Annotated in this window: 20 protein-coding genes; 12 read left to right on the top strand and 8 right to left on the bottom strand. The window is 46.7% G+C overall.

Annotated elements, in window-relative coordinates:
• Window positions 1-37: 37 nt before the first annotated feature.
• The 7 genes from murA to MHM93_RS03240 are packed head-to-tail and all read right to left on the bottom strand — an operon-like array spanning window position 38 to window position 4,688.
• Window positions 38-1,297 carry a UDP-N-acetylglucosamine 1-carboxyvinyltransferase gene (murA, locus tag MHM93_RS03270; RefSeq protein WP_022945564.1) on the bottom strand — a complete coding sequence of 420 codons (1,260 nt, stop codon included), beginning with the start codon at window positions 1,295-1,297 and terminating at the stop codon, window positions 38-40.
• Window positions 1,298-1,309: 12 nt separating this feature from the next.
• On the bottom strand, window positions 1,310-1,567 hold the full coding sequence (locus MHM93_RS03265) for a BolA family protein (RefSeq protein ID WP_026111196.1): 258 nt from the start codon (window positions 1,565-1,567) through the stop codon (window positions 1,310-1,312).
• 5 nt (window positions 1,568-1,572) lie between these two features.
• Window positions 1,573-1,863, bottom strand: coding sequence for an STAS domain-containing protein (locus MHM93_RS03260; protein WP_239448029.1), 291 nt, complete (start codon window positions 1,861-1,863; stop codon window positions 1,573-1,575).
• A complete protein-coding gene (locus MHM93_RS03255; protein WP_151173507.1) occupies window positions 1,856-2,533 on the bottom strand; it encodes an ABC transporter substrate-binding protein in 678 nt (225 codons plus the stop codon). Before MHM93_RS03255 ends, MHM93_RS03260 begins: the two co-directional genes overlap by 8 nt.
• Window positions 2,534-2,538: 5 nt before the next feature.
• On the bottom strand, window positions 2,539-3,093 hold the full coding sequence (mlaD, locus tag MHM93_RS03250; protein WP_239448028.1) for an outer membrane lipid asymmetry maintenance protein MlaD: 555 nt from the start codon (window positions 3,091-3,093) through the stop codon (window positions 2,539-2,541).
• Window positions 3,094-3,105: 12 nt separating this feature from the next.
• Window positions 3,106-3,885: a lipid asymmetry maintenance ABC transporter permease subunit MlaE gene (mlaE, locus tag MHM93_RS03245; RefSeq protein ID WP_026111194.1), complete on the bottom strand. Its 780-nt coding sequence runs from the start codon at window positions 3,883-3,885 to the stop codon at window positions 3,106-3,108.
• A gap of 8 nt (window positions 3,886-3,893) precedes the next feature.
• Window positions 3,894-4,688, bottom strand: coding sequence for an ATP-binding cassette domain-containing protein (locus tag MHM93_RS03240; RefSeq protein WP_239448026.1), 795 nt, complete (start codon window positions 4,686-4,688; stop codon window positions 3,894-3,896).
• Window positions 4,689-4,892: 204 nt separating this feature from the next.
• Here MHM93_RS03240 and MHM93_RS03235 point away from each other — a divergent pair, with 204 nt between their 5' ends.
• From MHM93_RS03235 to mgtE, 12 genes are all read left to right on the top strand, one after another.
• Window positions 4,893-5,864 carry a calcium/sodium antiporter gene (locus MHM93_RS03235; RefSeq protein WP_239448024.1) on the top strand — a complete coding sequence of 324 codons (972 nt, stop codon included), beginning with the start codon at window positions 4,893-4,895 and terminating at the stop codon, window positions 5,862-5,864.
• 9 nt (window positions 5,865-5,873) lie between these two features.
• A complete protein-coding gene (locus MHM93_RS03230; protein WP_022945556.1) occupies window positions 5,874-6,842 on the top strand; it encodes a KpsF/GutQ family sugar-phosphate isomerase in 969 nt (322 codons plus the stop codon).
• On the top strand, window positions 6,842-7,393 hold the full coding sequence (kdsC, locus tag MHM93_RS03225; protein WP_239448022.1) for a 3-deoxy-manno-octulosonate-8-phosphatase KdsC: 552 nt from the start codon (window positions 6,842-6,844) through the stop codon (window positions 7,391-7,393). Before MHM93_RS03230 ends, kdsC begins: the two co-directional genes overlap by 1 nt.
• The gene (gene lptC, locus MHM93_RS03220; protein WP_022945554.1) at window positions 7,390-7,944 is read left to right on the top strand and encodes an LPS export ABC transporter periplasmic protein LptC; all 555 of its coding nucleotides are present in this window, start codon (window positions 7,390-7,392) and stop codon (window positions 7,942-7,944) included. Before kdsC ends, lptC begins: the two co-directional genes overlap by 4 nt.
• Window positions 7,934-8,458 carry a lipopolysaccharide transport periplasmic protein LptA gene (gene lptA, locus MHM93_RS03215; RefSeq protein WP_022945553.1) on the top strand — a complete coding sequence of 175 codons (525 nt, stop codon included), beginning with the start codon at window positions 7,934-7,936 and terminating at the stop codon, window positions 8,456-8,458. The genes lptC and lptA overlap by 11 nt, the downstream gene beginning before the upstream one ends.
• The gene (lptB, locus tag MHM93_RS03210; RefSeq protein ID WP_022945552.1) at window positions 8,458-9,183 is read left to right on the top strand and encodes an LPS export ABC transporter ATP-binding protein; all 726 of its coding nucleotides are present in this window, start codon (window positions 8,458-8,460) and stop codon (window positions 9,181-9,183) included. The genes lptA and lptB overlap by 1 nt, the downstream gene beginning before the upstream one ends.
• A 24-nt stretch (window positions 9,184-9,207) precedes the next feature.
• Window positions 9,208-10,704, top strand: a complete 1,497-nt coding sequence (locus tag MHM93_RS03205; RefSeq protein ID WP_239448020.1) for an RNA polymerase factor sigma-54 — start codon at window positions 9,208-9,210, stop codon at window positions 10,702-10,704.
• A gap of 25 nt (window positions 10,705-10,729) precedes the next feature.
• A complete protein-coding gene (gene hpf / locus MHM93_RS03200) occupies window positions 10,730-11,017 on the top strand; it encodes a ribosome hibernation promoting factor (protein WP_022945550.1) in 288 nt (95 codons plus the stop codon).
• 1 nt (window position 11,018) lies between these two features.
• On the top strand, window positions 11,019-11,465 hold the full coding sequence (gene ptsN / locus MHM93_RS03195; protein ID WP_239448018.1) for a PTS IIA-like nitrogen regulatory protein PtsN: 447 nt from the start codon (window positions 11,019-11,021) through the stop codon (window positions 11,463-11,465).
• Between the two features lie 66 nt (window positions 11,466-11,531).
• The gene (gene rapZ / locus MHM93_RS03190) at window positions 11,532-12,377 is read left to right on the top strand and encodes an RNase adapter RapZ (RefSeq protein WP_239448016.1); all 846 of its coding nucleotides are present in this window, start codon (window positions 11,532-11,534) and stop codon (window positions 12,375-12,377) included.
• Window positions 12,377-12,649 (top strand): HPr family phosphocarrier protein, encoded by a 273-nt coding sequence (locus MHM93_RS03185; RefSeq protein WP_165381105.1) that lies wholly within the window; start codon window positions 12,377-12,379, stop codon window positions 12,647-12,649. Before rapZ ends, MHM93_RS03185 begins: the two co-directional genes overlap by 1 nt.
• A gap of 116 nt (window positions 12,650-12,765) precedes the next feature.
• The gene (gene mgtE, locus MHM93_RS03180) at window positions 12,766-14,124 is read left to right on the top strand and encodes a magnesium transporter (RefSeq protein ID WP_022945546.1); all 1,359 of its coding nucleotides are present in this window, start codon (window positions 12,766-12,768) and stop codon (window positions 14,122-14,124) included.
• A 47-nt stretch (window positions 14,125-14,171) separates the two neighbouring features.
• On the opposite strand, the gene MHM93_RS03175 is transcribed toward mgtE, so the two are convergent.
• Window positions 14,172-14,550 (bottom strand): hypothetical protein (locus MHM93_RS03175; protein WP_239448014.1); only part of this gene is annotated, 379 nt, incomplete at its 5' end.

The raw sequence follows: 14,550 nt of genomic DNA, 5'->3' as shown, positions 1-14,550 counted from the left end.
TCAGCGGCCTTTTTCTATTACCAAGTCAATAGCGAGACTACTCACTCACACGTTTAATATTGGCACCAAGCGCGCTGAGTTTGTCTTCAATATGCTCATAACCACGATCAACATGATAAATGCGGTCAACACGGGTTTCACCACTGGCAATGATCCCGGTTAAGATCAAACTTGCAGAGGCCCGCAAGTCGGTCGCCATAACCCGTGCGCCAGTCAATTTAGGACTGTCGCCACAAATTGCAGTATTCCCTTCAAGGCGAATATTGGCTCCCATGCGCTGAAGTTCAGGTACATGCATAAACCGGTTTTCAAAAATAGTTTCCGTGATTGTGGCGCTGCCATTAGCAACCACATTTAGCGCCGTAAACTGCGCTTGCATATCCGTAGGAAACCCTGGGTGAGGTGCGGTTTTAATATTCACAGCTTTGAGCTCACGACCACGCATATCTAAGTAAATGCTGTTGTCGGTCACTTCAACAAGTGCATTCGCCTCACGCAGTTTTTCAATAACTGGCTCAAGGCTATGATAGTCAGTGTTTTTGCATAACACGTCGCCTTTTGCCATGGCTGCTGCAACTAGGAATGTTCCGGTTTCTATACGATCCGGTAAAATCGCATGTTCACACCCTTGCAAACGCTCTACGCCTTGCACTTCGATGCGACTGGTTCCTGCTCCGCTGATTTTAGCGCCCATGTTATTCAAGTACTTGGCTAAATCGCTAATCTCCGGCTCACGCGCCGCGTTTTCGAGTACCGTCTTACCTTGTGCTAAGGTTGCCGCCATCAACAGGTTTTCGGTTGCGCCCACACTGACGGTATCCATAAAGATTTCCGCACCTTGCAGCCGACCTTCGACATGGGCGTTAATGTACCCATTTTCAACCTCAATGGTTGCTCCCATACGGCGCATACCTTGAATATGAATATCCACAGGTCGTGCCCCAATGGCACAGCCACCGGGCAGAGAAACTTGAGCTTGGCCAAAGCGCGCAAGTAAGGGGCCTAAGGCCAACACCGATGCGCGCATTTGCTTTACTAAGTCGTAAGGAGCAAGCACCTTATCGACAGAACCACCATCGATCAGTAATTGCTCGTCTTGCCAACGAACTCCTGCGCCTAATTCTTTCAACAGCGCTTCGGTGGTATTGATATCCCGCAGCTTAGGAACATTGCTAAACGTGCTTTGTGAATCAGCCAGCAGCGCTGCGAATAAAATTGGCAATGCTGCATTTTTAGCACCAGAAATGGTGAGCTCACCGCTCAGCGGTGTGCCGCCTTGAATAATAAAATGGTCCATGCTGATTCCTAATTACTGCGGAAGGATAAACTTACGTTCGCGTTGCCATTGCTCTGGCGTAAAAGCGCGAATAGAAACCGCATGAATGGTGCCGTCTGAGATTTTTTCCATCAGTGGTTTATAAACAAGCTGTTGCTTTTTCACTGGTGTGAGCCCATCGAAGCAGTCACCCACGGCAATTACTTGGTAATGGGTCCCTTCTACTTTTACGATTATCTCTTCAAGACCTAGCTCTTGTTTTAATAAAGCTTCTACTTGACTGCTTTGCATCACTCTCACTCAAAAATACTTTCGACCTGTCCCAACTGCATAAGTTTATGCAACTGCTCAGGTATATGGTTTAGTTGTAACTGGCGCCCTTGGCGTTGCAGTTGCGACGATGCCTGAATAAGCCACGCTAAGCCTGCAGTATCGACTCGCGTCACTTCGCTCAAATCGATTTCCACTTGCTCTTGGCCTTGCACAAGCTGCTCACTTAAGCGTTTATCGGCAACGCTGTGGCGAGTTAACTCACCGGCAATGGCAAAGTGCTGTGGCTTAATTTGCTTCAGCGACAGCTTACTCATCGACACCATCACCTCGAAATTGCACAGGTAACTGGCTTTTCTTATCTAGTAAATCAATCACGTGCTCAATACCTTCTTGGCGCAAAATACCGTGTATTTCGCTTTGCTTGGCATCAAGCAAACTGATGCCTTCGGCGATCATGTCATAAGCACGCCATTGGTTGTCGTTATCCTTACGCACTTTGAAGCCAATATCAATGTCTGGTTTGCCTGGGTCCTTAATGGTTGTCTTTACCACAACCACATTCGCATCACCAACATCACGAGGCGCAGCAAACTCGACCTTTTGGTTCGTGTACTGCGTAAACACCCCAGCATAGGTGGTTACCAAGTAGTTTTTGAAGACATCAATAAAGCGCTTTATATGGGCTATCGCCTGCTTCTTCTCTTCGGGGTCTTCGATACTGCGCGCTTTTTGAATATAGCTTGCGAGCATACGATAAGACGCATACTTATAGTCGATATAGGGCAACAGCTCTTCTTCGACAATGACCTTTAGGTATTCTTTATCGGCTTGAATTTTCTGTTGATCGCGCTCAACACGCTTAAAGGTGTTATCAGCAACCTGACGCACCATTTTATAAGGTTCACTTAAATCCACCTCTTGTGCCTGTAAGCTAGAAGTGGCGGCCAAGAGTACGGCAGTTAAAACAATGAACAGCTTACGCATAATCATTACTCGCTACTTTGATTAAATAAAAACTGGCCGATAAGCTCTTCTAAAACCAAGGCTGATTTGGTGTCAGTGATCATATCGCCATCCTTGAGCGCTTTCGTTTGTACGCCAAATACGGCATCTATCGAAAGCTCATCCTCGCTTTGTGCCTGCGCCACTTCATTGCCTAAACAATTTTGCTGTGCCGAGTCACTCGCTATGACCGGGGAAATACCCAAATACTGCTCACCGAGTATGCCCGAGGTTAATATCGATACCGATGTGGCATCGGAAAACTTACACTCATATTGGTTGTCGATGGCCATTTCAACCACAGGAACAAATTCACTGGGGTGCACTTGAATGCCCTCAACACGGCCAACCACAACGCCACCGACTTTAATCGGAGCGCGTGTTTTCAATGATCCTATATTTTCAAACTTAGCCTGCAATGAATAAGTGCCATTACTACCAGCTAATCCCGCATTGGCGACCTTTAAAGCCAGAATTGCCAGCGCCGCCACACCAAGAGTGACAAAGAAGCCGACTAAAATTTCAATTTTTCTCGAATTCATGGTGTTAATCCTTTAGCCGCCAAACATTACGGCGGTCAAAATAAAATCGAAGCCAAGAACGGCTAATGATGAATGCACAACGGTTTCTGTGGTCGCTTTACTGATCCCCTCAGAGGTCGGGATACAGTCATAGCCTTTGTATAGGGCTATCCAGGTTACCAACAAGGCGAAGACAAAGCTTTTAATCAGGCCGTTGAGAACGTCTTTTTCGAACGACACTTGCGCTTGCATAATAGACCAGAAGCTGCCTCTATCTACGCCAAGCCAATCTACGCCCACTAAATGTGCGCCGATGATGGCAATAGCAGAGAAGATCAGCGCAAGCAGCGGCATACTAATCATGCCGGCCCAAAAGCGTGGTGAAATGACGCGCTTTAGCGGGTCTACAGCCATCATTTCTAAACTCGTTAACTGCTCGGTGGCTTTCATTAAACCAATTTCGGCGGTTAACGCGCTGCCAGCGCGACCAGCAAATAACAGCGCCGTCACCACCGGCCCTAGTTCGCGTAATAGGCTCAAAGCAACCAGTGGCCCCAAGCTATCTTCTGCGCCGTAATCAACTAATACGGTATAGCCTTGCAGAGCTAAGACCATGCCAATAAACAGCCCTGACACCAAAATAATAATTAGTGACTGAAAACCCACCATATACAGCTGTCGAATTAGTAAGGGCGTGCCTTTGCGCACATTAGGAACACTAATTAAGGCACCCAGCAACATCTGTGTAGCGCGCCCCATCGACGCGAAACGGCTTAGACTTTTATGTCCAAGGCGTTGCCACAAATTAAGCAGCGACTGCATCATGACAACAACTCCTGTTCATAAGGCTCAGCATCAAAGTGAAAAGGAACTGGCCCATCGGACAGCCCTTGCAGAAACTGCCGCACTAAGGGCGATTCATGTTCGCGCATTTGTGCCGGGCTGCCACTGCCAATCACCCCTTTGTCGGCGAGAATAATCACGTGGTCGGCGATACTCAACACCTCTTGCACATCGTGGGTAACAATCAAAGAAGACAACCCCAACACTTCGTTGAGTGATTTAATTAGCCGCACTAACACGCCCATTGAGATGGGGTCTTGTCCGGCGAAAGGCTCATCATACATGATAAACTCAGGGTCTAGGGCTATCGCGCGAGCCAAAGCAGCGCGGCGTGCCATCCCCCCGGACAACTCAGCAGGCATTAAATCTTTTGCGCCACGTAAGCCAACCGCTTGTAGTTTCATTAACACCACCAAGCGAATTAACTCCTCACTGAGTTCAGTGTGCTCTCTAAGAGGAAAGGCGATATTGTCATACACCGACATATCGGTAAACAGCGCACCACTTTGAAACAGCATGCTCATTTTTGTTCGCGCTTGATAAAGCGCCGAACGTGACATGCTTGGAATGCTATTGCCTTGAAATAAAATATCGCCCGAATCGGGCTTTAATTGCCCACCAATCAGCCTGAGCAAAGTGGTTTTACCTATACCACTTGGGCCCATAACAGCAGTGATCTTCCCTTTCGGAATGGTAAAGTCCATATTTTGATAGATAACACGCTCTCCGCGCGAGAAGGTAACATCCTTGATTTCTACTATTGGTTGCGACAAGTCGCTCTCCCGCTCATTTCTATCATTAGACCTCGTATTTTAAAGTTTTTTTACGCTGAGGGAAAAAAGATTCTGTAAATTTTTGTAAGCCCGTTCAAATTCCTGCTCAGTGGAACACCTAAACACACGGTTTTCTTACACAAACACAGCCCAGTTTGTTACTATCTGCGCCAAGGTTTCACTTACATCAATGGCTCATTAATCATGCTCACCTCTTTCGCCATTCTAGTCGCTGGTTTTGTCGCCCTAGTATGGAGTGCGGATCGTTTTGTTTATGGCGCAGCTGCGCTGGCACGCAACTTAGGGGTGCCAGCCCTAATCATCGGTTTGACTGTGGTCGCAATGGGGTCGTCGGCACCAGAGATGATGGTATCAGCTTCTGCTGCACTGGCAGATAAAACCGATACCGCTGTCGGCAACGCTGTTGGTTCAAACATTACCAATATTCTCTTGGTGTTAGGTATTACTGCTTTGCTACGCCCACTTTCAGTGTCCTCCATTACACTAAAGCGCGAAATGCCCATTGTGCTCGTGGTGTCACTGATTGCATGGTATATGTTTACCGATAATTATTTCTCTCAGCTCGAGGGGTGGTTATTGGCGTGCGGTTTTGTCACCTTTATCGTTTTTTTGATTGTTATTTCACGCAATCAAAAAAGTAATGATGACGATCCCTTAGTGAGTGAAGTCTGTGATGAAATACCCAGTGGGGTGAGCAACAAGTCCGCACTGATTTGGTTGATTATCGGGATGGCGATGCTGCCCATCAGTTCGCATTTTATTGTCGACTCAGCAGTGGACATAGCCCAGTATTTTGGCCTTTCTGATTTAGTCATTGGGCTTACCATCATTGCCATTGGCACTAGTTTACCGGAACTTGCTGCTTGTGTGGCTGGGGTGCTGAAAAATGAAGACGACTTAGCACTGGGCAACATTGTCGGCTCGAATCTATTTAATATTCTCGCTGTCCTATCCATCGCCGGTATTTTAAACCCATCGGTTATCGACCCCTCCGCCGCTAACCGTGATGCATTAATTATGATTGCGGCAACGGTGGTGCTTATTGCCATGAGTTTGAACTTTCGTGGCGCGCGGCGTATCAACAGAATCGAGGGCGGCTTTTTACTAGTCGCATTTTTTGCCTACCAAGGATATATTTTTAGTCAGTTAGCCTAGAGTAATAGTATGAGCCAAAGCTTTATTGCCACCGCACAACGGGTTTTAGAAATAGAACAAACCGCTTTGCAGGAGTTACATCAGTATTTAGACGCACAATTTATTCAAGCGTGCGAGATGATCATGGCTTGTAGCGGCCGAGTCATCGTTATTGGCATGGGTAAATCAGGACATGTTGGTAATAAAATTGCCGCGACCCTTGCAAGTACCGGCACTCCAGCGTTTTTCGTGCACCCAGGTGAGGCCAGCCATGGTGATTTAGGCATGATCACTGAAAATGACATCGTTATGCTCATTTCTAACTCTGGCGAAACGCACGAAATTGTGAGCATTATTCCGGTAATTAAACGTATTGGCGCGCCCATGATTGCCATGACCGGCAATCCTCAATCAAGTATGGCCACCTTAGCTGATGCCCATATATGTATTAAAGTATCGCAAGAAGCCTGCCCGCTGGGTTTAGCCCCCACCGCAAGCACGACAGCAACCTTGGCAATGGGCGATGCACTCGCTGTTGCTTTATTAGAAGCCAAAGGCTTTACCGCCGATGACTTTGCCCTCTCCCACCCCGGCGGTAGCTTAGGTAAACGTTTATTACTGACCTTGAATGATGTTATGCATAGCGGCGATGACGTGCCACGCAGTCACCAATCACAAAGTATTAAAGAAGCCTTGTTAGAAATCTCAAGCAAAGGCTTAGGCATGACCGCTGTTGTCGATGATAATGAGCGACTGGTAGGGCTATTTACCGATGGCGATTTACGCCGTGTATTGGAGCAGCGAGTGGATATTCACAACACCGCGCTGATTGAGGTAATGACTCCAAACTGCACCACAGCCGATGCTCATATGCTGGCGGCGGAAGCACTGAAAATTATGGAGCAAAAGCGCATCAATGGACTCATTGTGACCGATCACGAGCAACGTCCCATTGGCGCGCTGAATACGCAAGACTTATTGCGCGCGGGGGTGATTTAGTGTTGTTTTCAGAGTTATACCAAGCCATAGACGAAGACGCATGGCAACGTGCACAGCGCACTCGATTGTTAATTTGCGATATTGATGGCGTGTTTTCAGATGGCCGTATCTATTTAGGCAATCAAGGCGAGGAATTAAAGGCCTTTAATACCAAAGACGGGTTCGGCATTAAAGCGTTGCTCAATGCGGGTGTTGAAGTTGCTGTTATCACCGGGCGACAATCACAGATAGTACAAACGCGAATGCAAAGTTTGGGTGTCCCCCACATTTATCAAGGTAAAGAGAATAAGCTCGAAGCCTATGCACAGTTAAAACGCACATTAAACCTAAGCGATGAGCAAATAGCCTACATTGGTGATGATGGCCCTGATTTACCGGTGATGGAGCAAGCCGGGTTCGCCGTAGCGGTTAATGACGCTCACCCACTGGTTAAGCGAATAGCCCATTACAGTACCTTGCTACCGGGCGGTTTTGGTGCTGTGCGTGAGCTCACAGATTTGCTGATGCTGGCCCAAGGACATAGCCTGGGAACACAGGGAAGTAGCACATGAACGCAGCGAGAGCGCTCATATCACTGCTATTTATCGTCGCGATGGCGTGGCTTTGGTACCCTTATTTTATGAAGTCGACAGATGATGGTGTCGCTCAGCAAGACCATATTGCCACACCCGACTATATCGCAACTGGGCTAAGTCAGACTAGTTATAACGATCAGGGTGAGTTAAGCCACACCGTTTATGCTGAGGAAATGGAGCTGTATCAAGAGCTCGGGTTTACGCATTTCACCAAGCCAGTATTTACCTTATATGGTGAAACAGAAAATTGGCAGGTAAACGCCGATGAAGCGACTTTATACAACAACAACATTTTGATCTTGGAAAATAACGTCACCGCCACCAACTTAAAAGAAGGGGCGATGATTGAGAAGGTCAGCGCTGAGGCCATCCAAGTTGATATAGATAGCCAGCGCATGGAGTCCGAGCAGGCTGTAGTATTAAGTGGCCCGAATATGAAGATCACCGGGCAAGGCTTGAAAGCAGACCTCAATACAGAGATAGTTGAATTAACAGAACATACGCGAACAATATATTATGACCAATAAAATCAGTGCATTAATTACATCCATCGCAATTGGCTTATGCTCTGCCAGCGCTACTGCTGAGCAAATCACCGCCAAGGAAGTGTTAATTGATGCCGACAAACAACAAGCACTGATCAAAGAAAATATCACTATTTTTGATAAGAACGTGCATATTGTTCACGGCAAACGGGAAATAAAAGCTGACCGCCTTGAGGCTCACCGTCGTCCAGAATTGGGTGATAACAAGCAATTGCTCGTAGCCACCGGCTCACCAGCTGTGTACACCGAAGTGATGGAAGATGGCACTGAGATTTCTGCACAGGCGCTGGAAATTCGTTATGACGTCGCCTCTGAGACCCTTAAAATTCAAGGTGATGCTAAGATTGCCATGGCCGACCAGCATATCGTTGCCGAAACCATAAGCTATGATATTGCCAAACAGCTGATCACCGCCGAAAAGGATGAAAACTCCAGCACACGAGTGCGCACAACATTAACACCACAAAGTGACGATACGCCGGAGAAAGAGCAATAATGGCGACTCTTAAAGCACAAAAATTAGCGAAAAGCTATAAAGGCCGGGAGGTCGTCAAAAGTGTGGGCTTAGAAGTGCAAGCAGGTAGTATCGTCGGCTTGCTCGGCCCTAATGGAGCCGGTAAGACAACTACTTTTTACATGATAGTTGGCTTGGTACCCAGTGATAAAGGCACCATCAGTATTGATGATGAGGATATCACCTTAATGCCGATGCACTCTCGTGCGCGCTTAGGTATTGGTTATTTACCGCAGGAATCATCTATTTTTCGAAAGCTGACAGTTTTTCAAAATTTGATGGCCATCCTAGAAACCCGCAAGGGCTTAAGCAAAGCAGAGCGTGAAAGCGAGCTTGAGGGCCTGCTTGATGAGTTTAATATACAGCACATTCGAGACTCACAAGGAATGGCGTTATCTGGTGGCGAACGTCGCCGGGTAGAAATAGCGCGAGCATTGGCGGCAAACCCCAAGTTTATCTTGTTGGATGAACCTTTTGCTGGTGTCGACCCTATTTCAGTGTTAGATATAAAGAAAATCATAGAGCATCTGCGCAATCGTGGCATTGGTGTATTAATCACCGACCACAACGTGCGAGAGACCCTAGACGTATGTGAAACCGCATACATTGTTTCCCATGGCGAGCTCATTGCTTCTGGCACTCCAGAGCAAGTTCTTGCCGATCAAACGGTTCGCGACGTCTATTTGGGTGAGCAGTTTAGATTATAACGATTAAAGGATTGTTAGAGATACATGAGGCAATCATTACAGCTGCGCCTAGGCCAGCAATTAACAATGACCCCACAATTGCAGCAAGCGATTCGCCTGTTGCAGCTCAGTACTTTGGATCTCCAACAAGAAATTCAAGAGGCGTTGGACGCCAACCCTTTACTTGAAGTTGAAGAAGACAATTACGCCGACAATAACGACAACCAAGAGCAAAAAGAGTCGACGTCCGACAACCAAAATAACGACACCGCCGAGACGGCCAGCGCCAGTAAGGATGAAGTTGAAAGTGCTGATGCCATGAACAACGAGTCCATCAGTGAAGACTTGCCCATGGATGTGTCTTGGGATGAGTATATTAGTGCGGCTCCCGTTGCCTCCTCTGGGCCTATGCCAGAAGATGAGTCTATCTACCAAGGCGAAACCACCGAGTCGTTACACGATTATTTAATGTGGCAGCTGCAATTAACACCTTTTAGTGCCACCGACGAGGCCATCGCCACAGCCATCATTGAAGCCATCAATGACAACGGCATTTTAACGGTCAGTTGTGAAGAACTGCTGGAAAGCTTGAATCATGATGAACAAGACGATGGTATCGAGCTCGATGAAATTGAAGCCGTTCTTAAGCGTATCCAACTCTTTGATCCTGTAGGAATTGGTGCGCGTTCTTTACAAGAGTGCTTGTTGATCCAGCTCAAGCAATTTGACCCACAAACCCCTTGGCTTGAAGAGACCAAAGAGGTAGTTTTTAACTATATTGATTTGCTTGGTAGTCGTGACTATCGCACCTTGATGAAAAAGACTAAGCTTAAAGAAGCGCAGTTAAAAGAGGTGATGACACTGATACACAGTTTAAATCCGACTCCTGCAGCCACGATTGTGCGAGAGCAGTCAGAGTATGTGATTCCAGATGTATCAGTGAAGAAAGTTAAAGGCCGCTGGGTGGTTGAATTAAACCCAGATAGTATGCCTAAGATCCGCGTTAACGATCACTATGCATCAATGTCGCGAAGCTGTAAGTCGCAAAGTGATAGTCAATTTATTCGCTCGCATTTACAAGAAGCGAAATGGTTTATAAAGAGCTTGGAACAACGCAATGATACGCTACTTAAAGTAACTAATTGCATTGTTCAACAACAACAGGCATTCTTTGAACATGGTGAAGAGGCAATGAAGCCAATGGTGCTTAATGACGTTGCCGAAATGGTGGAAATGCATGAGTCAACGATTTCCCGTGTGACCACCCAAAAGTATATGCATACACCACGGGGTATTTTTGAGCTGAAGTACTTTTTCTCCAGCCATGTTACAACCGAAAACGGAGGTGAATGCTCGTCCACAGCGATTCGAGCATTGATCAAAAAGCTAGTAGCTGCGGAGAATCCTGCTAAGCCGTTGAGTGATAGCAAGATTGCCGACGTACTAGCCGAGCAAGGAATTAAAGTGGCTCGGCGCACGATAGCTAAATATCGTGAATCGCTAGCCATTCCACCGTCAAATCAGCGTAAAAGTTTGATATAGACGTTAGACAAGAAGGAAAATGCTTATGCAACTAAATCTTACCGGTCGTCACGTAGAAATCACTGATTCTCTTCGCAACTATGTGAATAGCAAATTTGCAAAATTAGAGCGTCACTTTGACCATATAAATAATGTGCATGTCATTCTTGATATTGAAAAACTAACACAAAAAGCAGAAGCTACTCTTCACGTTAACGGTGGTGAACTGTTCGCAACCGCAGAGCACCAGGATATGTATGCGGCGATCGACGGCTTAATTGATAAGCTCGATCGTCAAGTGATTAAACATAAAGAGAAATTATCTCGTCACTAACATGAACCTAGATTCACTCTTTAGCAAGGACTGCAGCAAAGCTGCGGTCCTTTTTAATAGCAAAAAAAGAATGCTGGAATACCTCTCTCAGGTGGCACATCAGCACAGTCCTCACCTCAGCGAGCAATCGGTACTTGATGCTTTGCTGACCCGCGAAAAGCTGGGCAGTACCGGTATAGGTAAAGGCGTTGCTATTCCGCATGGCCGTCTCGATAGTATCGACAGTACCATTGCCATTGTTGTAACTAATCGCGAAGCCATTAACTTTGATGCCATTGATAACCGTCCGGTGGATATCTTTGTCGCACTTTTAGTGCCGGCCAATGAGACTGAACAACACCTGAAGACCTTAGCGACAATTGCTGATAAACTAAAAGACAAACAACTGTGTAAACAACTGCGTTCAGCCAGCAGCGATCAAGAGCTTTATCAATTGATCGCCGACTAATGCGCGCCGTATTGATTCATGGTGTCGTTTAAATGTGCGTCTTGGGGTAAAACAAGGAGTTGTCGGATGGAACTTATCATTGTCAGTGGTCGCTCGGGTTCTGGAAAATCAGTCGCGTTACGGGTGCTCGAAGACCTTGGGTACTATTGCGTAGATAACATCCCGGTTATTTTACTCCCCTCTTTGGCGCGCAGTGTTTCGGCAAATTATGACAAAATTGCCGTCAGTATCGACGTGCGCAATTTGCCCAAAGAGCAGCATGAATTTAACGACATTCTCGCTTATCTGCCTGAGTTTGCTAAGCCTTCGCTGTTTTACCTTGATAGTGACGAACAAACGTTGATTAAGCGTTTCTCTGAAACTCGTCGGCTACACCCCTTATCAATGCAAAATATGACGTTGGATGTCGCTATTCGTGAAGAGAAGCAGCTTCTTGATGTACTCATCTCCCACGCCGACTTTATTATTGATACAACTGAGCTCAGCGTTCACCAGTTGGCGGAGATGATCCGTGAAAAAGTGCTGGGTAAAAAAGACAAGCAATTACTGATCACCTTTGAGTCTTTTGGGTTTAAACATGGCATTCCAAAGAATGCTGATTATGTGTTTGATGTGCGGTTTCTCCCCAACCCCCACTGGGAACCTGAACTAAAGGCGCTCACAGGGTTAGACCAACCCGTTCAAGACTATTTAGCCAGTCACTCAATCGTGCAAAAGTTCACTTGGCAGATCCAAACTTTTGTACAAACTTGGTTACCGCACTTAGAGCGTAATAACCGTAGTTATTTGACCATTGCTATTGGCTGTACAGGGGGTCAACACCGCTCAGTGTACCTTGCCCAAACCTTGGGAGAGCGCTTTTTAGATACCTATCCGAATGTGAAAATTCGCCATCGAGAGCAGGAAAAATAGTGATGGTTGAAGGTACTTTTATTATTCAAAACAAGTTAGGCCTACATGCTCGTGCAGCCTCACAATTGGCGCAACTGGCGATGAATTTTGATGCCCAAATAACGCTATATCAAGGTGATAAGAGCGCACAGGCCGACAGTGTCTTGGCTTTACTGCTCCTTGAGAGCGGCAAAGGTAAGGAAGTGCGCGTGCAGTGTGAAGGCCCTGATGCCGATGCCGCGTTAGCAGCTATCGGGGCGCTCATTGCAGAAAAGTTCCACGAACAAGAATAACCCTTAGGCATTTACTTTTGCTATCATTGATTTAGTTAGGTTAAACTAATCAACGGCTTGTAAGCGCTTGCTTGCACGCTATTTCCCACCCCATTTTTTGTATTTAAGGGATGCCTATGCCAGAAGCCTATGAACAAGATTACCCGCTGCAACAACTTCAAGAAGTCACCGAAGCTCTTAATAGCGGCCAGTTTGTTCATGTACGCAGGCTTCTCGCCAAAACTGCGCCCTGTGATACCGCATTATTATTAGAATCATCGCCCCATAAGACACGTTCTAAACTATGGGCGCTCGTCGACCCTGATGTCCAAGGTGATGTACTTGAAGAGCTCTCTGAAGATGTACGCCTGAGCATTATCTCACGCATGGAGCCTGAGCATATCGCCGCAGCGACAGAGGACATGGACGATGATGACTTAGGGGAAGTATTACGAAGCTTACCAGAGCCCGTTTATAAAGACGTTATTGAGGCGATGGATATTCAAGATAGAGACCGTGCAACTACGGCTCTGTCTTACCAAGAGCGCTCAGCTGGGGCGCTGATGAATACCGATACAGTGACTATCCGTCCCGATGTCTCTGTTGATGTGGTCTTGCGCTACTTACGCCTCAAAGGCGAGTTACCTGAAGGCACCGATGAGCTCTACGTAGTCGATAAAAATAACTGCTTTTTAGGCTCAATGCCATTGAGCTCTTTGCTAACCACCATGCCAGATGCCATCGTGCGCGACATCATGGATGAAGAGTGTGAGTCTATTCCAATCACCATGGATGAGTCTGAAGTGGCACAGCTGTTCGAGCGTCACAACTGGATTTCGGCCCCTGTGGTCGACGATCAAGCGCACTTACTTGGGCGTATTACCATTGATGATATCGTCGATGTTATCCGTGAAGACGCTGAACACAGTTTACTGAGCTTAGCCGGTCTAGATGATGAAGAAGATACCTTTGCACCGGTATTTAAAAGTACTCAGCGGCGCTCCGTTTGGCTTGGAGTAAATTTATTGACCGCTATGCTGGCCGCATTTGTGGCGAGCTTTTTCGAAACCACCTTGGGTATCTTGCCATTTTTAGCCGTGCTCAATGGTATTGTGCCGTCAATGGGGGGCGTGGCCGGCTCGCAAACGCTGACCTTGGTTATTCGAGGCCTCGCACTTGGCCATATTAACGCCACCAACCAGAAATTTATACTGACCAAAGAGCTGGCCATCGGGGCCTTGAATGGGGTGCTGTGGGCCTTGCTTATCGGTAGCGCCATCGCGCTTTGGAAATGGGATTTAACAATCGGTTTAGTGATCGCCTTTGCGATGTTTATGAACCTCCTCGCTGCGGGTATTGCTGGTGCGGTTATTCCCTTAATTCTGAAGAGAATGAATATCGACCCGGCGCTCGCCGGTAATGTAGTGCTGACCACAGTTACCGACATCGTAGGTATCTTCGCATTCCTTGGAACCGCAACTTGGTTCCTTATTTAGAAGAATTAGTGAAGGGCAGCTGACGTAACTGCCCTGCAAAATACTCTCTACATTGAAGAATCAATTGCTACAATCTCAGCAATTAGTTTTGTATTTACAACATTACTAGAGTCTTCATCATTACCAAATGAAGCTATCGACTGTGTCAGTAGCTCAAAATGAGATTCCTGTCCCAACTTCTCTCGCGCTAAATTCTCTATCCAATCACCTGTAACTGTCAAACCTGTATGGAATACCATTTCCTCAATACGGTAGGCTGAATTTGCTAATGCGCCTTGGATCACTATCTGACTGTCCTCACCATTGTTTGCATCGGCCACCACCACAACCATATTGGAGCCTTCTTTGCGCAAACTGATGTCAGCCAGTTCAATACCTTCACCAAAAACCAACCTGTCGACTTGGTTATATCCTCGACCATTGTCC

Origin of the sequence: Pseudoalteromonas sp. MM17-2, from assembly GCF_022347945.1 — a bacterium.
Lineage (GTDB): Bacteria > Pseudomonadota > Gammaproteobacteria > Enterobacterales > Alteromonadaceae > Pseudoalteromonas > Pseudoalteromonas ruthenica.
This window is presented reverse-complemented; position numbering and strand designations above follow the sequence as displayed.